This is a genomic window from Cryobacterium sp. M15 (assembly GCF_002929675.1).
Lineage (GTDB): Bacteria > Actinomycetota > Actinomycetes > Actinomycetales > Microbacteriaceae > Cryobacterium > Cryobacterium lyxosi.
In genome coordinates, this window is record NZ_PJJW01000041.1 from 1 (window position 1) to 25,424 (window position 25,424).

The window sequence follows — 25,424 nt, forward strand, 5'->3', positions numbered from 1 at the left end:
AACTACGACACACTAGAACCACACGAAAGTGGTCCTGTTTTCAGTTGGCAGAAATGGCCCTATTTTCGGTCGGCGTTAACACACGATCAGCTTGCGAGTTGGGGTCCCCTTGGTAGGAATGTGACATGAAGGATGCTCCCTAAGACGAAAAAGGCAGTGGCAACGAGCCACGATGTTGGCTCAGGGGAACCTGAATAGGCAAATCCCCAAACCTCGAACCCGGTAACTTGAATCGGGTTGAGGGTCATGGGGGCAGCTATGGCAAGGACAGCGGACAGGCCCGCTAGCCGCCTATCGATAAATTGAGCGGCGACTAATCCGAGCCCGAGCATTCCAAGGAAAGCTCGAACGGGTGCGGCCCACCCAATAGTTCCAGAATCGCCCATCACCGCGCAGGCCAGGACGAGCACGCCAAGCGGTGGGGTTGTGACGATTAGGAGGGACAACAGGCGCATTGGAAATAGCGGACGTGCGGCCATCCGTTCGAGGGGGTGGAACGCTGAGTCGGTGCTGTAAAGAATCGCTGCAACAGCCGCGAACTGAGCTGGTACGCCAAGAGGTACGGCTTCGAAGAAGCCGGGATAAGTGATCTTGAACGCCCTCGCACCCCAAAGCGGTAATGACGCTTCGAGGGCGGTGGCGAATAGGACGCAAGCCAGAAGAGCGCGGCTCCTGAGGAACAGCCGCATCTAGAACTCGAAGTCTGCGTAGTCCCACGAACAGGTTCGGATGTTCTGTGGGTGCTCTTTGACCCATGCGCGTGCTTCGTCGGGAGACAGCGAGAACAAAGCCGACAGCCCTTCGCCTAGGCGCGGGTCGCTGTCAATGGAGACATTCGAGCCAAAAGCGCGCCTATCCATGAACCACGACTGGACGATCAGATGGCCCTGCAGCCAGAAGTCTCCGGACTGATCATTAGGAGTGCATGCGGAAACATCGTTAAACCCTGCCTCGATGGAGCTTGAAACGATGTCGGCCGCTCTCGGGTTCAGGTCGAGACGGAAGAACGTTTTGCTGGGTGCTTCGGGGTCGTAGGTGGGATCGAGGTCCTGTTGAAGTGAGGTGAAGGCGAGGTCGCTTGTCGAGGTGAGGTCCGAAATTCGCGCCCAGGTGCTGGTGAGCTGATCGAGGACAGGCGTGTACATGCTCAAAACAGTGACCGATACCCCGTTCTTCTTTTCCGTTGTCCATTCCAGCTCAGCGTCGGCCTGCGCCCTCCACTCCTGGCCGTTGCTCGAAGCAACGAGAGCGCCACCGGTGACGAGCGGAACTATGGCGAGGATCCCAATCAACCCGATCGTCACCGCGCTTCGTGTCCTGTCGCGACTCATTGCGACCGCGATTAGCAGTAGGACGCTGGCCAGTGCGACAAGGCATTGGCCAGCAAACGCAGATGAATCAGGGAGCTGACCATTGGCCGCAATGTAGCCATGCAGGGGGTTGAGCGCCAACAACCAACGCGTTCCATTTCCAAAGAGCTCAATTGCATATAGGGCTAGTGGAATGAGCACAGCGAAAGGAATGGACCACCACTGCCGCGTGATCTCAGCGACTACGAAACCGACCGTGATGAACAAAACGTTCGCTGCAACGGCCAGAGTGAGACTAAATATCTCAGCCGACCCGTCTAGATGACCTATGATTCCCGCTCGTATAAGGAGCGACAGGAAGATCACGATCGTGAGGGCAATCACCCACAGCACCATGGCGATGAACTGTGGTGCGCGTATGGAGGCGAGGCTGAGGGATGCCGTACTTTCTGACACCGTCAGGTTTCTGCGTGCGGATCTGAGCGACTCCCACGCCCCAAATCCGGCAAGGAATGGAGCAAGGAAATGTGTTGTCTGCAGGAGCGCTTCGGAGATGTTCTGCCAGCTCGCTACCTGAGTCCATGAACTCGTGACACCGACCCCTATGGCGAGGATGGCCAGGGCCGGAGCTACGAATCGAAACGATGAGTGTCGAAGTTCAAGCTTTAGTTGCCTCATTGGTCTGCCGCCCGATTCCCAGCGATCACGCTTGTGTAGCCGCGCTCAAGCGCTGAATCACCGGGGGCATTTGGCAGTTCCTGACCCTCGAGCTCTGGAACAGTTCCGTCGAACAAGTTCTTACCTGCGTCAAGGACGAGCACTCGAGAGGCGAGTGCTCGCACGTCCTCGATAAGGTGGGAGCTGAGAATAACGCAACGTTCGGCTTGAATCGATCGAATAAGTTCGCGAAAGCTGATCCGCTGCTCGGGATCGAGGCCCGAGGTTGGTTCGTCGAGAATCAGCAGGTCGGGCGAATGAACGATTGCCTGAGCGATTCCGGCCCGCCGCCTCATTCCGCCAGATAACTTTCCAACTCTTGTGTTGCACGCCGAGCCGAGACTCACTTGCTCGATGGCGTCACGCGCGGCGATGGGGATATGTTTTCGCGGAAGTCGTTTGAGCCATGCGCCATACATGACGAATTCTTCGACAGTGAAGCTCGGTACATAGCCAAAGTCCTGGGGCAGAAACCCAATTCGGCTGAGCAAGTCGTACTTCGGCCCAGCCGAGCGAAGGTCGGTGCCAAGAACTTCCAGAGTCCCGGCACCGACCTTCTGGATCCCCACGAGAGTCCTCAGCAGCGTGGACTTTCCTGCACCGTTGGGACCAACGATGGCGACAACGCCCCCGTCCAGTTCCAGGTTAAAGTTCTGGATTTGCGGGGAGGAGGTACCGTTGTATTGGACCGTCAAGTCCTTAGCGCTAAGGACGACAACCACTAGAGGGGGCAGTCCGTGGAGAGAGTTCTGGAATTGCCGCTATTTATCTCGGCGCCACCTGACATCGACACCTCGTCAAAATAGACATGCCCCGAGTTGTCGTCGCAGCCCTGGGCACTGATGGAATAGATAGTGCTAGCGCTTGAGTCGCTGTTCGTGGCGATTACCGGATGCCACCACCCCTCGCTCCGGTGGACTTCGATAAAGACCGTCCGATTCGGAGATCCGGAACAGGACACGTACCCACGTCCGTAAATTTGCCCTGATCCGGCCTTGTAGGGCGTGTAAGAGGTGGCTGTACATCCATAGCTGGATGTACCACTCGCATCAGCGAACGCCGCGGTCGCGCCTACAACGCTGCCACCGATGGACAGCGTCGCTGCCACTGCTAATGTCACTAAAGTTTTTACGCGCATTTATTTACCCCGATCATATTAATTGCCGTTGGCGAATTCTCACTCGAATGTGCATTCGCTATTTGGAGGGTAACTTGCGATTGAAGCGACGTCAAAGTTCCTAAATCAAACAAGTTATGCGAGGGTATTCGCGTCTTAAACAAATAAGGGTCATTGCCCGGGCTTCCAGCGTTAAAGAACATTGTTTGCGTATTACGACTCGGGTGAGTGAACATATTTCGTCGTCAACGCAAATCGAACGCCTCCTCTGACCTCGCGAGTCTGAGCTACGTGGAATATCCCGGTACGAATTGGAAGGACGCTGTGCGCTTGGAACTCAAGGCGGCAGGGCTCACCTTCTAGGTTGTCGCTCCGAAATCCGTGCAAATTGCATCCCGCTACCTCACGTAGCTTGCGTTTCCATCCCATTCACCTTCGACCGCTCCCAAAGCCAGGCCTTCCCGCGTCCCTTGCAGGATGTAGAGAGCGCAGCCGCGCAGCCGCCATATAGCGGTGACGATTTCGAGTATCAGGGCAACCATGTCGTCAAACGACACCGCTGCACCATGAATAGACCCCTGTCGATATTGGTTGACTTTGCGATATCCGTAAATCGCGCTATCAGCTAGCCAGCGCAAGACCTGGTCCTCCTGTTGCCCGCCTCCCTCAAGAGGCCCCGAAACAGACGCCCGAAAATTCCATTCGGCATCGCCCACATCGCGCAAGAGCGCCCAGTGCTGGTCCACGAACTGACGCCCGCCATATGCCGCTGTCAGAACAACGCCATTTCACAGACGAGGTACTCGGCACACACAATGACGAAGCCGTCCTGCAGAGGGTTCGGCTAACGGGCGCTCCATTCATTCAAATCGAGGACATACGCCTGAGTCGCGCGTCCCAACAAAGAATGCGGGAATGGTTCACCCAGCTGTCTCCATCCCATAGTTGTGCGGTGCCGATACCCTGAGGAATGACTTACGAAGCAAATTTCACCGCCTACATCATCGCTGCCGCAATGCTCCTCGTCGTCGTCGTGACGCAGCTTGGCGCGTCGGGAAAGATCCGCCGCAATGGTTTCGTTGGGCTCAGGATTCCGCCCACGATGGCCACTGATGCTGCATGGGTAGCAGGCCATAGAGCCGCTCGGGCGCCGTCATGGATTGGCTTCGTTGTCGTCGCGATCGCTGCAGGGGCAGCCCAGTTCACGCCGGGGGCCACGACCGCTGGCATCGTGCTCTTGTTTCTGTTCCTGGGGTGGTCCATCGTGGCCGCATGGCGAGGAGCGAGGGCAGCAACGAGCTGAAAACAGATCTGAGCAGAGCACCAGATCTAGCTACCGGGCGAGGTTCACTCGTGCGCAAGGGGTTCCCGTTGCCGGACCAGCCAATCCGGCAACGAGACTTCGGTTGAAGACCCCGTTCAATGGCCCGATTTGAACTGACGTTGAATAGTTCGATAGACGGTCGACCGCGCGACGTTGAAAAGCTCCGCCAATTCCGCGCTGGAATGTAGGCCGGCGTTGTGTACTTCGATCAAGTGTTTCTGTTGCGCCACCGACAGTTTGGGCTGCTTACCGCGAAGACGTCCTTTCGACTTGGCCACCTGCATTGCTTCCCGCGTTCTGGCTCGAATCAGATCCAACTCGAATTCGGCGACCATCGCCAGGACGTTGAAGAGCAGACGCCCGACCGGGTCGTTCGGATCATGCACGGCTCCGCCGATACTGAGCTTGACGTCTTTAGCCGTCAGCGCGTCAATGATGTCTTTCGCATCCCTGAGTGACCGTGCGAGTCTGTCGAGTTTGGCAACGACAAGGGCGTCTCCAGCACGGCAGGCGGCCAGCGCTTCCATGAGTCCGGGCCTGGCCCGGTTCGTTCCGGTCAGACCATGATCGGTGTAGATCAATGACGATCTAACGCCCAGTCGTTCGAGGGCATTCTGTTGGGCGGTGAGGTCTTGTTCCTCTGTGGAAACGCGTGCGTATCCAATTAGTAATCCATCCATGGCGAAACCATCCCGCTCTGCTGCGAACGGGTCAATAATCGTCGCAGTGGGGGTCCGGCTTACGGGCACGGCTGCCATCGTGAGTGATTCTGTGGTACCCCGAGCGCATGGTTCTCGATTATGCGTACCCACCGCGCAGCGTCAGGTATCCAGGCGGGCATTCTGAGAGTCATGCCGGCGCTTTCGGGCGCGGTCATGTCTCCCGCGACACGTTCTTGTGCCAGGGACGACGCCCCGGCCGAATCGACAACCTCTTGCTAACCTCGGCGCCATGGAGCAGACAAGCACCCCGACCCTCGCTCATGTCATTGCGGCCGCGCTCACCGGGACGGTCAGGGAATGAAGAACTCTTCGGCAGGGCGGGTCTTTGCGGTCGGGGGCGCACTCGTCCTACTTGGCGTCGGGTTCGTTTTCACCGCTCTCTTTTCATACTTCATTCGCTACTCACAAGTCGATCGACAGCATCGACAACGACCTCTATCTCCGGCTGAGCCAAATGTTCGCCGCCGTCAGATTCCGACGCCACACCGCCGTGGGCTGAGCCATTGGTCCAAGGCAGCACGTTTCACCTCGTCCGGCGTCCATGTCAGCCCCACCCCTCGCCGGGTCCCGAGCGAGCACGAACTCCTTCTGGTGCACACCCGGGCGAGCGTATGGGACTGGGGAATCACGTTCGACGCGATCCTCGGAATAATAGGTGTCACCCTCTTCCTGACCGCCCGGCTCGACACTCGACGGGCGTGGCACATACTGCCTTGATGGATCATGCCTGGCTCTCTCGCAGATCTAGCGGGAGTTTCCTAGCTAGCCTCAGTCAGAGTTCCAGAAGTGCTGGTCAACTCTGGTTTTGGCGGCTGGGTTTTGTATGACCTAACTTTTTTTCGGGGCCCACTGGGCGAGGTTAAAGATCTCGGCCAGGTCGTCCTCCTCGGTAACGCGTTCGAAAATACGCCGGACGCAGCGGAACGCAACGCTGTTCCCACGGAACTGGTGCGAGGTTTGTCCGTAGCGGGAACCACCATGAGGAAGACGAATGCGCCGAGGCTCGGGCCCCTGGGTGTACCTCGTATTCAGATCGAGGAGGCAATGCCATGACCGAGACCACGCACGACGAGCGCGACGCGAGGATGACGCTCGCGGCACTCTCCGAGCCCGGCGACATCGTCACCGGAACACTGGTCGCCCGGTTCGGCGCAACCATCGTCGTCGAAGCCGGGCATCGCTCCGGCTCGCTCAACGTCGCCGCGCAAGCCCACTCCCTGGGCCGGCCCGTCGGCGCCGTTCCCGGCCCGGTAACGAGCGCTGCAAGCGCCGGATGCCATCTTCTGATCCAAGAGGGCATCTCGAGCCTGGTCATCGACGCGCAAGATGTGACGGACCTGTTGGACTCCACGGTTGGCTTCTCCGGCGACCGCACGTTCGCGTACTGCCCACGAGACGGTTCAGCCGGACCGGCCCGGACCTCCGGTTCTAACCGATCACCGCCGAACGAAGGCAGCATTCATGAGAACACCGCGACCGCAGGGCCCCTTCGGCGACGACTCTCGAATGCGATGAGCCCGTAATGCTGTCTTCCGTTCGCCAGTCAGCTGTTTACTTACGCACCGGCGTCGACGAATAAAGTGTCCAAGGACGCAATCGGCAACTTCGCGCGACCTCTCAACCAGCGGCGGAACGCGTCTCGATCATTCAGTAGTGACCGCGAGACCACCCAGGCGGAGTCCTCGACTCTGCGGCCGATGGGTTCAACTGTCGGCAGGATGAGATATGTTTCGGAGGAGGCGCGGCCGCGAACTCCGTGTCGAAGCATCCAATGCAGATGCTCGTTCGCGGCAGGTTCGACCGCTACATTTTCCGGCCAAACTTCCTTCAACCAACCGTCGAGACGTGGCTCGAGCTGTGCAAGCACCTCAGCCAAGAAGTGTCGCTCTGCGACACCGGGAGCGGTTGCACGAATGCGTTCAACATCTCCTGGAAACGCCATGCCGTACTCGGCAGCCCAGGAACACGCCTCCAACAAAGCCCTGTCGGACGCGCTTCTGATCGGCTGGTGCGGAGCCAGTTGCAGCGTTCCAAGAGAACTCGTCTTGTGACCCAATGCGGACATAACCCAGAGGGCGGAAGCCAGAGCTCGACCGTTGACGAACGCAACCTGCCTTATGACCATGGTGCGATGTTACGCCCGAAGCCGTCGGTTGTGCCGGCGGGACGTACGCGTGGTGACGCACCAGGCTCTAAAACTCGACGGGTCGAGCCGAACTCGGGTATTGCGCGAGGTCGACCGGCAGGACATCATGCTCGAAGGAGCCGACGAGCGGTCGAAATCCGGTCGTCGAGATCCGGCTCGAGGAGGTTGATGTAACTCAGAATAGGCCGTTTCTTCGCCATCGATGGATCGCAGCAGTATCCGTTGGCTTACTAGCGACGATGGGTTTGCTGGGAACTGGCCACGCTGCCGTCGCCGCAGACCTAGCTCCCCAGAGCGCCTCGCCGATGTCAGACGCTGCGCCCACACCCCCAGCAGAAGCCGGTTCCATTCCGGATGGTGCTGTCGTTGCGGGCGCCACCCTCGACTGTGACAAGTTCAGGGTGCGGTTGCCAGATACGCGCAGGCGCGCGGCTACTGCCCCAAGCCCGGTGACGTGACTACGCAGACCGTTCAGACTTACAACTGTGGTTCCAGTTGGATTTACGTGTATAACCTGGGGATCCGCGGAAACATGAACGTCTCGTACGGATTCAACTCAACGAACGGAAACGTCATCTACAGAAACTTGGCAGTTGGCACCTCGGGCGGGGTTGGCTGGAACGACTCTGCTTGGATGAACAGCGCTTATTACGACAGCGGCAACAGGTTCGTTGGTCGCTACAACGTGGGCGGGTACCAGTCCGCAAGTATGTCTGGGGGCGTTACCCTGTGGCGGGGCGGAACGTGCACTATCCCAACGATTTCGGCCGGGGCATATCTGTAACGATCCGGCCAGCTCAGCGGCGACCACCCTCGGCGCATTGACGACGGCGGCGTTCGCTGCCGTCGGGCTGGGCGCTGCACGCGGTGACGATGAAAGGACCGCAGATAGGCAGCATATGTCTCACGCTCCAAGGAGTCAGCAACTACCTGCAAGCCTTCCCACCGCGTCGATACTGAGACGGCAGCGCCGCAGACAGGCTGCCCGCCACCGATGCGTTGCGCACGATCGCGTTCGCCCGCCACAACTCGCGGACCTGAGGTTCGAGCCGCGCGACGTGCTCGGCGTCGTCGGTTGACAAGGCTCTTCGCAGATGAGGGTGTAACGGAGCCGGTGGGGCTGGTCGCCGGTAGGTGTCGAGGCCTTCCATGATGGGAATTCTTACGCTCCCCAACCGGAAGACCTCGAGGTGTCTCACGTTACCTTCGACGCCCCTGATCTGACTCTGTTCTGCCGCCTCGACGCCCTCGGTTTGGAAGCCGTGGGACAACGAGTGAAACCGGGTAGGGCGGTGATCGAGTGCCGGGTGGTCGATTCCGATGAGTGGTGTCGACGATGCGGCTGCCAGGGCGCCGCACGGGACACCGTCTTCGACCGACCCGGAACATCGAACGGGCCCACCGAGGCGATCTTTGAGTGTGGTGCTGGCTGGTCAGGATGGCAGTGGTCCTGGCGTCTTGGGTGTGACTCACGAAGCAATTGGCCCGTCTCGGCGGTGTCCTCCAATGCTCCTCAATCTGACGTATCTCCACTACTCGGGCACGCGAACCGCGCTAACGGAACGTTACGCATTTGCTGGCGGCCACGCCCGGCACGAGTTTCCGTCGACACTCATGATCGACGCGGATCGGGACTCGATGCGTTCATCGGGTGGCCAGTTCCCCAAGAACTTTCGGCCGCCGGCGACGTGGTCGATTACCACGTGCTGCCCGGAACGTTCCCCGCCTTCCTCAATCGCCCGCACGACCAGAGCTTCACCGAGGGCGTGCGCCTGATCGTTGACTGGGCCCGGCAAGCAGAGTCGAAGAACGCGTGACCTACAGCCCCGGAAAAGCGGTCAGGCAAACGCACCGGGCAATCTCGATGAGCCCGAAGAGCCCGGGGGTCGGTAATCTCCGGCCGCAGTCGAATCAGAAGCAAATCTGAAGTATGCGTGAAATTTGCACGCCGGAAGCTGGCTTCTGCAGGGCAAAGGTCACCTTGGCCCTTCCTTCCGCAAAGCCTTGAAACGGTCGACCAAACGCTTGAGCACGCAGACCCGCAGAGGGTTCCCCTGTGACACGTCGGCTGAACCCGGGTAGGCATAGCCTCCCAAATCCGTGTCGCTCGAGGTTCCACTCGGAACAGACCGAACGCGCCCTCACCAACCCGCCTTCTGCATCACTTCTCTTGCCGTCACCATTGGTGCGTCTCCTGAAGCGTCCACGACGACGTGATCAATTGCCGCCCTCTGGAGGAACGCTGCGAGTTCGCCCGCGCGCCGCAGGTGCCAATCCAGCTCGGTCGGGTTGTCGGCATGGCGCAAACTGAGTCTTCTGATCAGAGTGGCACCATCGGCATCCAACCGGCAGAGGAGAAGGCCGCGACTCTTCAACGCGGCTTCGAACCGGGGCACTTCGGTGGCTTGCTCGACAACGCCGGCGAGGATGAAGTGCTCGATACCAGCATTCCGATAGTTGACGACCAAATCGCGCAGATTCAGCAGTTCGAGTTCGTGATTGAATCTGTCGCCCTCGGGCGCTGGCCAGGCGCGTCTGATGTGGTCCAGGTCAATTACGGCATGGTGTCGCCCACTCTCAGTCATCAGGACGCTGAGAGCGGCCGCGATAGTCGACTTGCCGGCGCCGACCGTTCCGTTGAGGAATACGGTGTCGATCATCTATCGATGACTGTCACATAACGTGCTCTCCGGTGGGCCTCAGCAGGCGTGGATCAACTCACCGCTCAATCGTCTCGTTCAAGGTTCCCGCTGCGACTCACACCGCACGATGCTTCAGCAGTGTCTCGTAACCTAACTGCCTCGAAACCCATGGGCAGTCTCTCGGTTTCGAGGCACTGTGCAGGTGGACGTCGCCACTTGAAAGAAGGGTGCCGTCATAAGCGGAGCCCCGTAACTCCTCGACCACTGCGCCACCCTGGATAGGAGGCTGGGCCTATGAGTGACTCGGTGTCATTGTTGACTTCACTCTGCCGATGGGGCCGAGTTTGGCGGAAGCGACGACGAGGGGACGAGCTTGTTCACGATTGAGGATGCTCCGGTCAGGGGCGCACTTGGCGACCGGCTGTATGTCGTCGACCATGAGCGCGGCGTCTGGCTCCAAAGAGTTTCGGGCGTCGGACGCCGGCCCGGAGATGCCTTCCAGCTCGTCCGGGAAGAAAGCGTCATTCCCTTCAATATGAGTGAAGAGGAAGAAACGGACCCAAATTCAGGGCAAAGGTACGTCCTCAGGCGTTTCGAGACCTTCGGCATCAGCGGGATCGCGAAGAGATACGCGGGTATCGAACCCTTCGCGTTTTCTGACGACATTGAGAAACACGAGTTCATGAAACTTGCCATCGAGGCTGTCCTCGTCTACGGCTTCCACTACACAACCACACCGCGCCCTGAAGGAGATGTCCGTATCGACGCAGACGGGCAGATTTTCACCCTCGGAGGCTTCGGGTATGCCACAGAAGGCTAGGAAACGGAGCCTTCGCCTCCCAAGTCAGAGGGGCACGTAAATGTCCGGTCTTTGACTCACCGACGCAATCGACGAAATGAACGACTTCAAAACCTCAATGACAGCGCCGTAACTCCTGGAAACGTCCATTCGCCCCGTGGCATACGGCTCAATCGGTGGAAATCGCTGCATGTCATGCTCCTTCAGCGGTCATTGCGAGAGGCAGGTGCCAGCGCGCGCGCGCGTTCAGGCGCGATCGGGTGCGCTTTCGGATGGTTGTAGCTTGCTCTGTCCCCGTCGAACCATTCGAATCTCCTTGATTCCATATTCTTCCTTGGCAGTTCCGTCTGGAATGAAATCGTGCTTGCGGTAGAACGCCTGGGCTCGGGGATTTGAGTCGGCTACCCACAGTGCGGCCGCTGCGTCGTTAAAAAGGACAGCCTCCAGGAGGCTTTTTCCCGCCCCCGTGCCGTGCGCGGAGGCAAGCACGTACAGGATGTTGAGTTGCTGACTCCATGTAGCATCGGCATCCGTGGGCTCCGCGCTCTGGGCAATCCCGATCAGTTCGCCGTCGAACTCCGCGACGGCAACTCGATGGTGAGCGAATCGCTCATCCGTCAGCCCGATCGTCCAGAAACGCTGTCTCGCAGATACGAACTCTGAGTCGTCCAACACCTCGTCAGTCATGAGGCCCCGATAGGTCTCTTGCCACGTCGCCACGTGAATACGTGCCATGGCCGCGGCGTCCGCTGGTGTAGCCAGCCGAATCGACAGTCTTGTATTCATACGGCCAATATTACGGAGCACGTTCGCGGTCTTCAGAAGATTCCCGCAGAGCGTTCCATTTGCGGGACGGTTTGGAAGTGCTCGACCAATGGTCGAACGGTTAATAGAAATGATGCAGTAGGGCGCGCCATTCTTGCTCAACGCTGTCACGTGTCCGAAGTACGGTGGCAAGACTTTCGGATTAACCAATAGCGACTTCCGCAAAATTCCGGGAGTCCAGAGCTGGCAAAATATCCAAAATGGTCTGTCACGCGACACACACTCGCAAGATCCGCGTGATTACACGGAATCAAGCCCCTTTAGCCATCCGTGCAGCTGTCGGCAATTCATCGTTTGCCCACATTCATTTTTGTAACGAGCTGGTTTAGCGCCGCTCCAACGCTGTCTAAGTCAGCAGCGGCTGAATCGAACCGCCCGCGTCGAAATACCCTTTTGCGGAGCACACCGTCACCGCGGACCCCCACAAACATGTGATCCGCCAGCTTTTAAAGTCGATGGGCGCAGGTCTGAGCTGGCCAGCCACGTGTCTGTCCAGTCGGCGACCCTGACTCGGGCGCGGCCGGGATCGATGTATCGGCCAGTATGTTTGGCGATCTCAACAGATGCGAAAAACAAGTCGGCGTCGCGTCGGGTTCGAAAACCTCGCTTGTTCGTGTGTGATTTGTCTGGCTTGCGGTAACGCACGCGACAGCAACGGCCATTTGCGGTGTCGTACGCTGACCCGGCGCCCATGGATGCCTCCGACGAGGGTTATCAGGCGAGCGTCAGATTTACGCCAACGAGGACGAAAATACATGAACTTAGATTTTTATCGTCAGCTTGCTTTTCGCTGTATCCACGAGCCGCCGGCATACGCGGTCAAGGCGCCGGACCAGCCATGACTCCGGGAGGGTGCCATGGAGGAAAATTACCCTTTAGCGCCGGTGACTGCAGCGGCTCCGGCTGCTGCGCAGGCTTCGTCGAGCTTACCGTCCGGGGCACCGCCCACTCCGATGCCGGCTACTGAGACGCCGTCAACCTTCAGGGGCACGCCGCCGGGCAGGAAGAGGGTACCGGGGAGGTCGTCGATGCCGGGGCCGTTCCCGGTGATGCGCTTGGCGAGTTCGCTCGTGGGCGCCCCGAAGGCCGCGGCGGTGTAGGCCTTCTGCTTGGCGGCTTCGATGGTGTGTTCGGCGGCATTGTCACCACGCAGCAGCGCCTGGACAGTGCCGAAGCGGTCTACCAGTGCGACGGTGACGAACGGTAGGTTATCCGCCTGGCACTTCGCCAGGGCCGCCCTCACTGCATCGGCCGACGCGCCGACTGTGATCCGGTTCTGGGCCACCACGATTCCAGCACCCGGTTGGATGTCAGATGCGGAAGCGGGAGCAGACCCAGCCGCGGGGGCGGGAGCCGGCGTTGCCATAGCAGCGGCGCCGACACCCGCGGTCAGCAACAATGCTGCGGTGGCGACGGTGGCAAAAACCTTGTGCGACTTCTTCATGACATTCTCCTTGGATGGTCCTGCAATCGGCTGTTTTCCTATGCTGGCGAACTGCAGGTCCTCCTGCATCGGGCATCGGTCGGTCTCGGGCTCAACCATTGTGATGGCAATATCAGCCGAATGGTTGAGGGTCAGTAGCCGCGGGGCCTTTAGGATGATCGCAGCGCCCCACATCGACTGGATCTTCATGCCTGCCGCAGCCACCCCGCCACCCGTATCGGTTGATCGCCCGGAGCTCGGCCGAATCGACGCCGTCGTCCATTTGAGTTTCGCCCTACTCATGGTCACGTCCGGGGTCCGGTACGTGCTTCGGCACAGCCCCGCCGACAATGTTCCGGTGCTGATACTCGTGGCAGCGGTCTGCACGCTATACGCCGGAATCGCCGTGCTCGCGCAACGCCGGCGGCCCTGGACGCCCTGGGTGTTCACCCTCGTGGTGGGCTGGGCAGCGCTGGTGATCCTCGCGCCCAGCTTCGCCTGGTGTTCGCTTGCCGTGTTCTTCCTCTGCCGCGCGGCCTTCAGCGGCTGGGCCGCCTATCTGGCCGGGGGTGCGACGGCGGTCTCCACCGCCATCGGGCTATTCCGTCTGAGCGGGTCCACTGATGTCGCCATGTTGCTGGGTCCGCTGGCCGCCGGAGGGTTGCTGACCCTGGTCTACGACCGGATGGAGCACGATACAGCCCTCCAGCGACAGCTTGCGGCGGAGGTCTCCGACGCACAGCACCAGTTGGCGGCCAGCGCACGCGATGCCGGAATCGCTGCCGAGCGTGAGCGGGTATCTCGCGAAATTCATGACACGGTGACCCAGGGCCTGGCCTCCGGCGTGCTCCTGCTCGAAGCCGCACTGCGTACCTGGCCGGATCCTGCGGCACGCACGGATATCAGCAGGGCTGGGTCCCTGCTCCGCCAGAACCTCGCCGACACGCGCAGTCTGGTGCACGAACTCTCCGTACCGAGAATCGACGCGCCGCTGGCGGAGGCACTCCTTGAAGCAGCGTCGCTTTATCTGGAGACCGTCCAGGTAAAGGTCACCGGTGAGGCACGTCCGGTCCCGGCCGACGTCCGGCATGCCCTGCTTCGTGTGACACAGAGTGCCGCAGCGAACATCAGACTTCACGCCGATGCCGGCAATACCAGCCTGACCCTCGGGTACCTTCCGTGCACGGTGACGCTCGACGTCTACGACGACGGCCGCGGCTTCGACCCCGGGGCCCTTGCCGAGCCCTCGGAAAGCGGAGGATACGGCCTGCGGGCCATGCGCCAACGCGTGGAACAGCTGGGCGGCGTCTTTGCGGTGGAAAGCGTTCCGGGCGAAGGGACCATCGTGGCAGCACAGCTCCCGGTTCCCGCCACCGGGCAGGCGCAGCCGGCGGAAGTGCCGGGGGAAGTGCGGGTGGAAGCACCATGACAATCTCCGTTCTCCTGGTGGATGACCACCTGGTGGTCCGCACCGGGCTGCGGGCGCTCCTGGGGACCCAACTCGACCTCGACGTCATCGCCGAAGCCGCCTCCGGAGAAGAAGCACTCGCCGCCGCTGAGCGCTGCTCTCCGGACGTTGTGATGATGGACCTAGCCCTCGGCGCAGGCATGGACGGCATCGAGGCGATCCGGCAACTCCGTCGGCGTAGCCCGCAGCCAGCGATCCTCGTCTTCACCACCTACGATTCCGATGCCGACATTGTTCGCGCCGTCGATGCCGGAGCCATGGGCTATCTTCTCAAGGACGCTGACCCGGAGGAGATTTTCGGCGCCATCCGCGGCGCCATCCAAGGCAGGAGTTTCATGAGCGCGCCTGTCGCGTCGCGACTGTTCCAGCAGCTCAGGAACCCCGATGAGGTCCTCACCCCGCGGGAAGCCGAACTGCTGAGCCTTCTCATCGAGGGACTCAGCAACCGTGAACTGGGCAAACGCCTCTTCATCTCCGAGGCCACAGTCAAGACCCACCTGGCCCACATCTACGCGAAACTCGGTGTCGACACCCGCGGTGCCGCCATCACCACCGCCCTCCGCCGGGAAGGCATGCGCTAGGGCACCTCTCCTACGCGAAAGACGAACCTAGAGTGAACGGCGTGTCACTGAGCAGCCACCGTCCCGTTCTCACGGTGACCGTCACGGGGTCGCAACGGGGACCGCATGGGTATTGGGCGTTACAGCCAGCCCGTTCGTCGTGTCCGGTTTCATTTGCCTACATCTTGGCCAGATTCATTTTTGTCGTGACCTGATTCAGTGCCGCTGCAACGCTGTCTACGTCAGCAGCAAAAAGGTCGCTGTCGGTGTCGAACGTCTCTTTCGCTGAGGCGTGCCCAAGCATTCGTTGAAGCGCTTTCACGTCGGCTCTCGCCGACACGGCCAAGCAGCCCAGGAAATCCCCATTTCCCAAAAAACAAGCCCGTAAATCGGGGTAGCTAACGGGAAAGCCCTTGTGTCACACTGTCGCACACCAAGCTCACTGACGAATTGACGTCGCGCCGCATCCGGTAACACAGGGGTGAGCGCCAGGGATGTGAGAGGAAAAACCGTGAGAGGAAGACCCATGAGAGGAAGACCCATGAGAGGAAGAACCATGAGACGTACACTCGTGGCGAGCGGCGCAGCGTCGGCACTGCTGCTGACGGGGCTGGTGTCTTTGAGCGCCACGGCCGCCGAGCCCGAGGGCTGCCACCCGACCAAGGAGAACCGTCCGGTCTGCCAGGCTGGATCTCCGGCCGAGACCGCGACCTTCCTGGACGCCACAGCAAAGGTCAAGGAGCCGGAGCACATCAGCCTGGCCGAGCACGTGTACGTCGGCCCGTTCGCCGAGCTGGTTGCCGATGACGATGCCCCCATCAGCATCGGTGACGAGAGCAACGTCCAGGACAACGTCCTGATCCTCGGTGCACGAGACGGTGACTCCGACTCCGACTCCGACTCCGACGATGACGATGACGGTGGGCGCGAGACCGTCCGCGGCGAAGGACATGCGGAGCCCGGCGTCGAGATCGGCGATCGCGTCATCCTGGCGCACGGCGTCTCGGTGATCGGACCGGCCCAGATCGGTGTCGAGGGCAATGACATCCCGGCGGACCCCGCCGGCGACCAGGAGGTCTTCCTGTCGTTCTCGAGCCAGGTGGACGGTGCTGTCCTGGAACGCAACACCGGTGTTGGTGCGCTCGGCCGGGTCGGCCCCGGCGTTCGGCTGCGCAGCGGCTTCATCGTGCTGCCCGGCAAGAACGTCACCACCCAGACGGAAGCTGACGACCCTGCGCTGGGCAAGGTGCGCCTCATCAACGAGGCCGATGTGGCCTTCAACGAAGCCGTCATCGAGGTGAATACCGCTTTCGCGCGAGAGTACACCCGGTTGTACCGGGACAACCCGAGCAACGTGCGCGGCGTGAACTTCGACCCGGGGCACACCGAGTTCAACCACGATCGCGACCTGCCGAGCTTCGCCGGGCAGGAAAAGCGGGTGCCCGGGTTCCGAAATCGGCTGATCGGCGATTTGAACCTGATCGACACCTTCAGTCGTTTCTCCAGCGTCAGTGGCGCACGGATCTCGCTACGGGCGGACGAAGGTGAGCCCTTCGGAGTCGGATCGGTGGACCGGATGGGCGATGACGTGATCTTCCATGCGCTGGAAGAAGCTGACCTGGTCGCCGGTGATCGGGTGCAGTACGGCGACAAGGTCGTCGTGCACGGTGGCGGCAGGGTGGTCGTTGCCGGTGAGCCCGAGGAGCCCACCGTGGTGGGCGACGACGTAGTGCTGGAGGACGAGTCCATCGTGTTCCGCAGCACCATCGGGAACGGCAGCGTGATCGGTCAGCGCAGCGTGGTCGTCGGCAGCGACCTGGCGCCCGGCACCGAGGTCCCGCCGCGAACGGTCATCATCAACGGCGTCAAGTTCGGCGACGTCGAATGGTGACGACTCTTTGAGGAAACGCCACGTGATGGGGCAGCGCCTGCCGCCTCATCACGTGCACCCGCGCTCGATCGCACTGCTGACCGGTCTGGGTCTGTCCGCCTTGCTCCTGGTCGGGTGCGCAGCCCCGGTGGGCACCGCGCAGCCGGAGACATCACCGGCCGAACCCGTGGAGGCTGGCGAACCGGTTGAGGTGGTCGAGGCCCTCCTCAACGACGAGATGACCACCGAGCAAAACGGCCGGGTGTCCTGGACCACCACCTGGCGCGCCTGCTTCGAGCAGTACGGGGGCAACACGACACGGTTTGAGGCGCAGGCGGTGACGACAGAAGGGTCCGGAACCAGCCTCCGGGAGCTGGACGGGCAGTGTCTGGAGCTCGACATCGCCAGCGGCGTCAACGACGCGGCTGCCGGGATGCTCGGACGCGACATCCAGCTGGCCGAGGCCTCCACACTGGCCTACCGCGTCCGTGCCGTGCTTGACGACGGCACGGTGACTCCCTGGACCGAGCCGGTACGCGTCGGGGCCACCAAGCCATCCGGATAGCTCCCACCCCACCGTGCTCCCACCCCACCGTGCACCCACCACACCGTGCACCCGCGCGACACCGTGCACGGGACGATACCGTCCGCTGCGTCGTGGGCCGCCCAGTGGGAAGGCCCGAAAATCGCGGCCGGCCCGTAGGACTTTGGTCTGCACGGGCCGGTGCACGAGTAGCAGGGAGCCGGTTAGCAACGGGCCACCTGAGATCAGCCTTAGCCCGAGTTGAATGTGAATAATCGTGCGTGTCGGAGAGCGCTTTCGTAGCCGCCCAGGGGCATCTTGTCAGGGCCCTGGCGGTTGGGGGATGATGTGAATTTTATTTGCCAGCGAATCGAATTATTTACACCAGTGCGGTTGAAATCCGTTGATGCTGCGGTTGCTGACACCGGTGCTCAGGTCTACGAACGTAGTCATCATTGCGGAAGAGCCAGGCAGAGTCGGGTATTGATCACTATCTCCCCCGCGAGGGAAGGTTTCCACAGCCACATATTGACCGTTCGGGGAGACGCAAAAATCCCGAATGTCGGTGTCCGGTGAGGCTGGCACGTAGACGAACGAGCTGCCTTCGCGGTCGGTGAGAGCCAGGAGCGGGCGGGACGTTCCATCGGTACCCCACGCGTAATACAGGCGAACGTATTTGCCCTCCCGGTTGAGGACTTCAAGTTTTGCGGGGATGGCATCACCAAGCTCATCATCGGCAGGTAAGTCCAAAGGGGTCACGGTACTGTCGCGCAGATCTATTGATGCGCCTTGGGTCGGGTCAGCAACCACCAGGGAGTTTGTTCCTGGGATGAGGCCCCGCATCTCGACGTGCTGGCCGAGGGGAACTATGTCACCCTCCACAGTCACGTCGATCAGATACATGACCTCGTCCGGACCGTGCGCCACCAGGGATGTGGTGTTGGGAACGAAAACGTAGTCCGTTACCGGTAGGGGCCGCTGGTCGACCCCGAAAACTGGTTGTGGCACTGCTGTCTGCTCGTTGACGTCGTATGTGTAGAGAGTGTCAACCGGATCGTGATCCCCACCAACTAGCCCGCTCGTTAGCGTGAAGCCGATCAGATTTGTCGTGCGTGATGTTTGAAGGTCTTTCAGGACCGTATCGGAGGGCAGCACAATTTCAAGCTCGGTCTCCTCCGTGAGAGAAAACATTGTGAGGTGATTTCTATTTTCCTGATCTAGCGTGACCACGGCGAGATACCCCGGAAGCACCGCGAATTCCTGTATCCGCTCCGCTGTGAATAGTGCCTGCCCCACCTCGGTACCAAGAAGCGTGTCGCGCCGTATTTCGTCCGGTCGCTTCGTGCCATCATCGGTGGTTCTTGAGTCGCGATGCAGGGTGTACAGGTCCACATCATCGGTGGTGAAGTCATACTCAATCGACGACTGGGCGCCTTGGAACAATCCGATTACCGGGTCGATGTTGACCCGGTAATCGGTGTTGTAGTTGAGGACCTCTTCGAAGGTGATGGTTACGACTGTGCCGTCAACGGCGACGGATACCGGGACCTCCGGGGTCACCGTGATCTGATCTGGGTCGATGCTGGATATCGGCTGGTCGGTGTTGAGCAACAATCGTTGCCCCGGGTGATCGATGACACTTCCGAGGTTGATGGCCGCCGATTCCAATCTGGGTCCTCGTGTGGTGTTGAGCAGTGCCAGTGCGCCCGCCAGCACGGCGAGGACGATAACGGTCGTGAGCAACATCCGGGTGAAGTCTCGGCCGGATCGGGTGAAATCAGTAGACATACGGCTGTTGTGGTTGGTCGACGGCGGCTACCACTTCAGGAATGATGACTATTCCCTCACTGCTGGCGACGCTGGGATTCGCGGTCAGGCCGCCAGAAACGCCCACCCAACTGTCGAGTGGAAATTCGTCCTGCCATCCCGGCCGGTACACCGGTACTCCCACCGGTTGGGCATCGACCACGCAGTGGCTCACAACGAATCGTGCCACGTAGAACACGTTCTCTGGATCATCCTGGTCTGGCGTCACGAATCCGGTGAGCTGGGCTTTTTTTCCGGCGTAAAATTCGACCCCGGCGCCTTGTCGCAGCAGTGAAGCCCAGTCTTTCACAGAGAATTTTGAGGCGTCCCCTCCTGTCAACTTTGCCGAAGCTTCCTCGGTCAGCGCTGCGGCGGAACCGTTCAAATCGCGTTGCTCCAGGGTGGTTGTCGTTAGGGTCGTGGGCGGCAAAACCAACAGAGCTACCGCGGAGGCGGCGATCACCACGCTGCTCGCGCCTGCCCAGAAACGCTTGTGCCCGGTTTCGTGATCGTGATCGTGCCCTGCGTATTCGTCACCTGGGGACAGCGCGAATGACACGATAACGACAGCGGCGGCCAGGACCGCCATGATGATCGAAAAAGCAAAATACCGGGGATGAATGTAGAGGCCCAATTGACCGGTGATGCCCAGCCACACCGTCGCGACAATTCCGATCAAGCTCAACAGGGCTCCCCGCCATCGAGTGATCAGATGACTAAGCGACATAGTTCACCGCCAGCCCCAGCGCGGCCGAACAGAGAGCCACAACGCTCGTAATTTGGACCAACGTTCGCGCCGTGAACGTGGTTCGCATCAGAACGAGCATTTTGATGTCGATCATCGGGCCGAAGACCAGGAAAGCGACGATCGCACCAGGAAGGAATGTCGCTCCAAACGACAACACGAAGAACGCGTCCACGTTCGAACAAATCGATACGACGAAGGCCAGCACCATAAGAGCCAGGACGGACCACACCGGATTGGTGCCCAGGGTAACTAACACGTCACGGGGTATCCCCACTTGGATCGCCCCGGCAATGCCGCAACCAATGAACAACGCCGGCATCATCGCGCTGGTCTCTTTGGTGAAGAGACGAACACTGCGCTGGAGTTTGCCAGCAGCAGCGTGATGCTCCCCTTCGCTGGCGCAGGCCGCCTGGAACTGCGACGTGAGGAGGGTCTCCTGACGGGGGTGACGGCTGTATATCCAGCCGATGAGGTTTGCGATCAAAAACCCGCCAGCGATACGACTGACCAGGATTCCGTTCTCCCAGCCGAACGCTTGATATGTCGTGATGATTGTGATCGGGTTGAGAATTGGCGCGGCAAGAAGGAACGTCATCGCCTCGGCTACCGTGAGCCCCTTCATGATGAGGCCGCGGGTGAGCGGTACGTTTCCACATTCGCAAACAGGTACCAGAACGCCGATCAGCGAAACCGCAAACCGCCGCAATACTCCCCGTCGCGGCAAGTGACGAAGCAAAAAGCCATCCGGAAGCCAAACCTGTACGACGACAGACAAAAAAATACCCAAGAAAACAAACGGCAGTGACTCGATAAGTACGCTCACGGCAAGTGTGACGAAGTCCTTGGCAGAGTCCGACATCCCTGCAGCCACTGACCGAGGTGCCGACATGCGCAATACAGCAAGGAGAGCTAACACGGCCAGCCCCAAGAGCAAGCCCATCAGCCCGCGGCGTTGGCCCCTGAATCTTTCACCACCCCGCTGCGCAGCTTTACGTGGCTTCGCCGCAGCCGAATCGGTCAACAGCACGGAATCTTCTCGCTGAGTGCCGATAGTTCTGCTCATTTCGTTTGCGAAGCGCTGTTTCGACCCACGCGCGGCCAGACAGTTTCAGACCCAACAATTCATCCGGGTACAGAAAGAGCATCTCACACACAGTCTCACCACCCGAGCTTGAGACACCCGGCGGCGTTGGTTACTTGATCGTCCCTAAGCCAGGAATCACCCGCCTCCGCCACGCAGTATTGTGGACACCAATGCCATCGCCCTGCACCAGGCGATGCCCGATCCGAGGAGAACCAGATGTCGGTCGGCCTGCTTGCCGTAGTGGATGACATACTCACCGCCGCCCTCAAGGCGAGTGTGAAGACGGCAGGAGTCGTCATCGACGATGCTGCCGTCACCCCGCAGTACGTTCAGGGGCTGTCGCCGGCGCGCGAGCTTCACGTGGTCTGGCGGATCGCACTGGGCAGCCTGTTCAATAAGTTCATCATCATTATTCCCCTGGCACTACTCCTGTCTGCGTTCGCACCATGGGTGTTGCCGTGGTTGCTGATCCTTGGCGGCACCTATCTCTGCTTCGAGGGTGCCGAGAAAGTTACCGAATGGTTCGGCGTTCATCATGACGCTGGCGAGACGGAAGCGCGGGATGAGCGCAAGCTCATCTTCGGCGCCATTCGCACCGATCTAATCCTCAGCACAGAGATCATGCTCATCTCGCTGGCAGGCCTGGATCCTGATTTCGAGATCTGGATGACGCTCGGTGCTTTGGTGGTGATCGGCCTCGGCATGACGGTGCTCGTCTACGGCGCGGTCGCTTTGCTGGTGAAGATCGACGACGTCGGACTGACGTTGATGGAGAACTCAGCACGATGGCTGCGACGCACCGGTGCGCGCATCGTGCGGTCGATGCCCGCTGTGTTTCGGGTGATCGGCATCATCGGGACGGTCGCTATGTTGTGGGTTGGCGGCCACCTGGTTATCTCAAACCTGGCCGATACGTTCTGGCAAGCACCCTACGACGTGCTGCACGCAGCAACCCAAACCGTCGAAACGGCCGGACCCGTCGTCGTCTGGGTTATCGACACCGCTATGTCGGCCGCATTCGGCCTCATTCTTGGTCTGATCATTGTCGTGATCGTTCTCGGAATATCGCGCCTTCTCAAGCAGAACCAACCAGACGGCAATGTGCCCGGACGGGTCTGATACGCGCCGATTGCGGCGGCGGTCAATCGCGATCTGACAGCTCCACGGCTGGTCCCACATCTCCCTCGGTCTGTGTAACGAAGAAGCCCCAGTCGATTGACTGGGGCTTCTTCGTTACACGCTCCGTGGGAGTCAGTGGCTGCTCAGAGCCGGTTCGTCGAACTGGTTGCTCGTGTTGTTCACGCCACCAGCCTTCAGTGCTGCGTCGCCGGCGAAGTACTCCTTGTGGTTGTCACCCAGGTCGGAACCGGACATGTTCTGGTGCTTGACCGTGGCGATTCCCTCGCGAATTTCGCGACGCTGCACACCCTTGACGTAGGCGAGCATGCCCTGGTCGGCGAAGTAGCCCTTGGCCAGATCATCCGTCGAGAGCGCGGCCGTGTGATAGGTCGGCAGGGTGATGAGGTGGTGGAAGATACCAGCCTCCTTCGAGCTGTCGCGCTGGAAGGTACGAATCTTCTCGTCGGCGTTGAGGGCTAGTTCGGTCTCGTCATAGTCGACGCTCATGAGCTTGGCGCGGTCGTAAGCGGAGACATCCTTGCCCTCGGCGAGGAGTGCATCGTATGCCTGTTGGCGAAAGTTCAAGGTCCAGTTGAACGACGGGCTGTTGTTGTAGACCAGCTTGGCATTCGGGATGGCCTTGCGAACCTCGTTCATCATGGCCGCGATCTGGCCGATGTGCGGCTTCTCGGTCTCGATCCAGAGCAGGTCGGCGCCGTTCTGCAATGACGTGATGCTGTCCAGCACGCAGCGCGCCTCGCCGGTTCCGGAACGGAACTGGAAGAGGTTGCTGGCCAGGCGCTTCGGGCGCAAGAGCTTGCCGCCCCGCTTGATGACGACGTCGCCGTTGCCCAGGTCGGCCTCGGTGATCTCGTCGACATCGAGGAACGAGTTGTACTGGTCGCCGAGGTCACCGGGCTGGTTGGTCACAGCGAGCTTCTGCGTGAGGCCGGCACCGAGCGAGTCAGTGCGGGACACGATGATGCCGTTTTCAATGCCGAGCTCGAGGAACGCATATCGAACGGCGTTGATCTTGGCGATGAAGTCTTCGTGGGGAACGGTGACTTTGCCGTCCTGGTGACCGCACTGTTTCTCGTCCGAGACCTGGTTTTCGATCTGGATGGCGCAGGCGCCGGCCTCGATCATTTTCTTGGCCAGGAGGTAGGTAGCTTCGGGGTTTCCGAAACCGGCGTCGATGTCGGCGATGATCGGCACGACGTGGGTCTCGAAGGCGTCGATCTGACCGGTGAGCGTGGCGATCTTGGCGTCGTCGCCCACGATGCGAGCATTGTCCAGGGCCGTGAAGAGCAGGTCGAGCTCGCGGGCGTCGGCCTGGCGGAGGAACGTGTAGAGCTCTTCAACGAGGGCCGGAACGGCCGTCTTCTCGTGCATGGACTGGTCGGGGAGAGGACCGAATTCGCTGCGCAGCGCGGCAACCATCCAGCCGGACAGGTACAGGTAGCGCTTGTTGGTGGTCTTGAGGTGCTTCTTGATCGAGATCATCTTCTGCTGGCCGATGAACCCGTGCCAGACGCCGAGCGACTGGGTGTAGATCGAGGAGTCAGCGTCGTACTCCCCCATGTCCTTGCGCATGATGTCTGCGGTGTACTGAGCGATCTCCAGGCCGGTTTTGAACCGATTCTGGGCACGCATACGGGCGACGGATTCGGGGTTGATAGCGTCCCAGCTGCTTCCGACCTGCTGCTTGAGGGCTTCAACGTCCTCGATGTCTTTCTGGTACACAGTCATGTTTTTTCCTTCGACGTCTGAGTTGGGCTGAGCCGGGACAACTGACTCAACTGGCCGGTATCGGCTGCTAACTCCAGATTGGCGCAAGAACAACCGGTCTTCTCAGGAAAAGTGCGCAGAAGAAATGAAGTTCTTCTGCAAATAAAAAGTTATGCGTCAGGAATGCACTTATTCCGGCCACAAGCCGGGTACGAGGATGACCAACCGGCATCGTGGACACCGATGGCAGGATTCGAGACCTTCAGCGGTGTCTACGCCGTCCGCCATCATCTCGGTGCCGCAGGCGGGACACAGGGGGTACTCGTTCACCGTGTCAGTGATTTCAGGCCGGCACCGCACAACGGCACGACCACGGATTGGGCGGTGAGCAGGCTCGCGGCCACCGCCCAGGTGGGACTGTCGGAGACATAAGTTCGGTCGACGGCGGCGCGCACGGCGGCGAACGAGACCGCTGAGGTCGGCTCGACGAAGAGCCCCTCGTCAGCCAGCTCCCGGCGTGCGGCCGCGATCTGCTCGTCGGTGACGGAGATTATGGTGCCGCCGGTGGCGCGCACGGCCCGGAGAAGCTGTTTTCCCCGAGGCGGCGCCGTGATGGCGATGCCCTCCGCGATCGTGGCGCCGTTCTGAACGGCCACGGGTGCGTCGAGTCCCTGCGCCATGGCCTGTTCCAGCGGTGAACACGCGGATGCCTGCACCGCGACGATGCGCGGCATCCGCTCGGCAAGTCCAGCGGCAACCAGCTCGCTGAAGGCGAGGTAACAGCCGAGAACCATCGTTCCGTTGCCCACCGGAACCACCACCGTCTCGGGCAGCGAGCGTGCGCGCTGCTCCCAGATCTCGTAGCCGTAGGTTTTCACGCCGTGCAGAAAGTACGGGTGGTAGACGTGGCTCGCGTACAGCACGCCGTCTTGCCCCGCCGCGAGCAGTGCCGCCGCGGAGGTGTCCGCTCGCGAACCGGGCACCAGCTCAACCGTCGCGCCGTGCGCGCGCATTTGCGCGAGTTTGCCAGGGGAGGTGGATTCGGGAACGTACACCGTGCAGCCGATCCCGGCCCGGCTGAAATAGGCGGCCATCGCCGTGCCGGCGTTTCCGCTGCTGTCGACCATGGCCCGTGTGACTCCCAACCGTTTGGCGAGGGTGGCGAGCACGACTGCGCCGCGGTCTTTGAACGACAGCGTCGGCAACAGAAAGTCGAGTTTGAGCTGCACGTGAGGGAACGCGCGGGAGGGCACGAGGGGCGAGAACCCCTCCCCCAGGGAAACCGTGGGGTCCACCGCGATGGGTAGGACTTCGGTGTAGCGCCAGAGTGAGGGGCTGCGGCCGGGCAGAGCCGTGGCATCCATCGTCAGCACGAAATCGACCACGTCGAGGAGACCGCCGCAGCTGCACCTCCAGGCCAGGCTCGCCACCGGACAGTTTGCGGCGCACTCGGAGCAGACAAGGTCAGGTAAAGCGGGCATCGCTTCAGACTA

At 60.7% G+C, this 25,424-nt stretch carries 22 protein-coding genes and 1 pseudogene; 10 read left to right on the forward strand and 13 right to left on the reverse strand.

What is annotated here, in order from left to right; all coding sequences use genetic code 11:
• Positions 1-689 precede the first annotated feature (689 nt).
• From CXY83_RS15010 to CXY83_RS15020, 3 genes are all read right to left on the reverse strand, one after another.
• A complete protein-coding gene (locus CXY83_RS15010; protein WP_146069947.1) occupies positions 690-1,766 on the reverse strand; it encodes a hypothetical protein in 1,077 nt (358 codons plus the stop codon).
• A 218-nt stretch (positions 1,767-1,984) separates the two neighbouring features.
• Positions 1,985-2,722, reverse strand: a complete 738-nt coding sequence (locus CXY83_RS15015) for an ATP-binding cassette domain-containing protein (protein ID WP_158251893.1) — start codon at positions 2,720-2,722, stop codon at positions 1,985-1,987.
• 820 nt (positions 2,723-3,542) lie between these two features.
• The gene (locus tag CXY83_RS15020; RefSeq protein ID WP_104198129.1) at positions 3,543-3,890 is read right to left on the reverse strand and encodes a hypothetical protein; all 348 of its coding nucleotides are present in this window, start codon (positions 3,888-3,890) and stop codon (positions 3,543-3,545) included.
• Positions 3,891-4,114: 224 nt separating this feature from the next.
• Here CXY83_RS15020 and CXY83_RS15025 point away from each other — a divergent pair, with 224 nt between their 5' ends.
• Positions 4,115-4,447, forward strand: coding sequence for an SdpI family protein (locus tag CXY83_RS15025; RefSeq protein WP_104198130.1), 333 nt, complete (start codon positions 4,115-4,117; stop codon positions 4,445-4,447).
• 116 nt (positions 4,448-4,563) lie between these two features.
• Here the strand turns inward: CXY83_RS15025 and CXY83_RS15030 are convergent, their stop codons facing one another.
• Complete coding sequence (locus tag CXY83_RS15030) at positions 4,564-5,148, reverse strand: recombinase family protein (protein WP_104198487.1); 585 nt, start codon at positions 5,146-5,148, stop codon at positions 4,564-4,566.
• 1,091 nt (positions 5,149-6,239) lie between these two features.
• Between CXY83_RS15030 and CXY83_RS18650 the strand changes: the two genes are divergently transcribed.
• On the forward strand, positions 6,240-6,713 hold the full coding sequence (locus CXY83_RS18650) for a DNA-processing protein DprA (protein ID WP_104198132.1): 474 nt from the start codon (positions 6,240-6,242) through the stop codon (positions 6,711-6,713).
• Between the two features lie 32 nt (positions 6,714-6,745).
• Here CXY83_RS18650 and CXY83_RS15045 read toward each other — a convergent pair whose 3' ends face one another.
• Positions 6,746-7,315 carry a hypothetical protein gene (locus CXY83_RS15045; protein ID WP_104198133.1) on the reverse strand — a complete coding sequence of 190 codons (570 nt, stop codon included), beginning with the start codon at positions 7,313-7,315 and terminating at the stop codon, positions 6,746-6,748.
• 1,211 nt (positions 7,316-8,526) lie between these two features.
• On the opposite strand from CXY83_RS15045, the pseudogene CXY83_RS15050 reads away from it, so the two are divergent.
• Positions 8,527-8,715, forward strand: a pseudogene (locus tag CXY83_RS15050) (ISL3 family transposase); the annotation flags it as partial.
• A gap of 309 nt (positions 8,716-9,024) precedes the next feature.
• The gene (locus CXY83_RS18380; RefSeq protein WP_255408790.1) at positions 9,025-9,153 is read left to right on the forward strand and encodes a hypothetical protein; all 129 of its coding nucleotides are present in this window, start codon (positions 9,025-9,027) and stop codon (positions 9,151-9,153) included.
• A gap of 324 nt (positions 9,154-9,477) precedes the next feature.
• Here the strand turns inward: CXY83_RS18380 and CXY83_RS15055 are convergent, their stop codons facing one another.
• Complete coding sequence (locus CXY83_RS15055; RefSeq protein WP_198416519.1) at positions 9,478-9,996, reverse strand: adenylyl-sulfate kinase; 519 nt, start codon at positions 9,994-9,996, stop codon at positions 9,478-9,480.
• Between the two features lie 355 nt (positions 9,997-10,351).
• Here CXY83_RS15055 and CXY83_RS15060 point away from each other — a divergent pair, with 355 nt between their 5' ends.
• Entirely contained in the window at positions 10,352-10,798 is a 447-nt protein-coding gene (locus CXY83_RS15060) for a hypothetical protein (protein WP_104198134.1), read from the forward strand.
• Positions 10,799-11,023: 225 nt separating this feature from the next.
• Here the strand turns inward: CXY83_RS15060 and CXY83_RS15065 are convergent, their stop codons facing one another.
• Together CXY83_RS15065 and CXY83_RS15070 are read right to left on the reverse strand one after the other, a co-directional pair.
• On the reverse strand, positions 11,024-11,464 hold the full coding sequence (locus CXY83_RS15065) for a GNAT family N-acetyltransferase (RefSeq protein ID WP_233200993.1): 441 nt from the start codon (positions 11,462-11,464) through the stop codon (positions 11,024-11,026).
• A 1,006-nt stretch (positions 11,465-12,470) separates the two neighbouring features.
• Positions 12,471-13,046 (reverse strand): heme-binding protein, encoded by a 576-nt coding sequence (locus CXY83_RS15070; protein WP_104198489.1) that lies wholly within the window; start codon positions 13,044-13,046, stop codon positions 12,471-12,473.
• 187 nt (positions 13,047-13,233) lie between these two features.
• Between CXY83_RS15070 and CXY83_RS15075 the strand changes: the two genes are divergently transcribed.
• The 4 genes from CXY83_RS15075 (at position 13,234) to CXY83_RS15090 (ending at position 17,488) form a co-directional block, all read left to right on the forward strand.
• Positions 13,234-14,454, forward strand: coding sequence for a sensor histidine kinase (locus tag CXY83_RS15075; RefSeq protein WP_104198490.1), 1,221 nt, complete (start codon positions 13,234-13,236; stop codon positions 14,452-14,454).
• The gene (locus CXY83_RS15080; protein ID WP_104198136.1) at positions 14,451-15,074 is read left to right on the forward strand and encodes a response regulator transcription factor; all 624 of its coding nucleotides are present in this window, start codon (positions 14,451-14,453) and stop codon (positions 15,072-15,074) included. The genes CXY83_RS15075 and CXY83_RS15080 overlap by 4 nt, the downstream gene beginning before the upstream one ends.
• 535 nt (positions 15,075-15,609) lie before the next feature.
• The gene (locus CXY83_RS15085) at positions 15,610-16,944 is read left to right on the forward strand and encodes an acetyltransferase (RefSeq protein WP_146069948.1); all 1,335 of its coding nucleotides are present in this window, start codon (positions 15,610-15,612) and stop codon (positions 16,942-16,944) included.
• 52 nt (positions 16,945-16,996) lie between these two features.
• Positions 16,997-17,488: a hypothetical protein gene (locus CXY83_RS15090; protein WP_146069949.1), complete on the forward strand. Its 492-nt coding sequence runs from the start codon at positions 16,997-16,999 to the stop codon at positions 17,486-17,488.
• Between the two features lie 333 nt (positions 17,489-17,821).
• Here the strand turns inward: CXY83_RS15090 and CXY83_RS15095 are convergent, their stop codons facing one another.
• The 3 genes from CXY83_RS15095 to CXY83_RS15105 are packed head-to-tail and all read right to left on the reverse strand — an operon-like array spanning position 17,822 to position 21,021.
• Positions 17,822-19,234, reverse strand: a complete 1,413-nt coding sequence (locus CXY83_RS15095) for an Ig-like domain-containing protein (protein WP_104198139.1) — start codon at positions 19,232-19,234, stop codon at positions 17,822-17,824.
• A complete protein-coding gene (locus CXY83_RS15100) occupies positions 19,224-19,931 on the reverse strand; it encodes a TIGR03943 family protein (RefSeq protein WP_233200994.1) in 708 nt (235 codons plus the stop codon). Before CXY83_RS15100 ends, CXY83_RS15095 begins: the two co-directional genes overlap by 11 nt.
• A gap of 37 nt (positions 19,932-19,968) precedes the next feature.
• Positions 19,969-21,021: a permease gene (locus CXY83_RS15105; protein WP_369831179.1), complete on the reverse strand. Its 1,053-nt coding sequence runs from the start codon at positions 21,019-21,021 to the stop codon at positions 19,969-19,971.
• Positions 21,022-21,300: 279 nt separating this feature from the next.
• Here CXY83_RS15105 and CXY83_RS15110 point away from each other — a divergent pair, with 279 nt between their 5' ends.
• Entirely contained in the window at positions 21,301-22,203 is a 903-nt protein-coding gene (locus tag CXY83_RS15110) for a DUF808 domain-containing protein (RefSeq protein WP_104198142.1), read from the forward strand.
• A 132-nt stretch (positions 22,204-22,335) separates the two neighbouring features.
• Here the strand turns inward: CXY83_RS15110 and CXY83_RS15115 are convergent, their stop codons facing one another.
• A complete protein-coding gene (locus tag CXY83_RS15115) occupies positions 22,336-23,952 on the reverse strand; it encodes an isocitrate lyase (RefSeq protein ID WP_104198143.1) in 1,617 nt (538 codons plus the stop codon).
• Between the two features lie 305 nt (positions 23,953-24,257).
• On the reverse strand, positions 24,258-25,412 hold the full coding sequence (locus CXY83_RS15120; protein ID WP_104198144.1) for a threonine synthase: 1,155 nt from the start codon (positions 25,410-25,412) through the stop codon (positions 24,258-24,260).
• Positions 25,413-25,424: the final 12 nt, after the last annotated feature.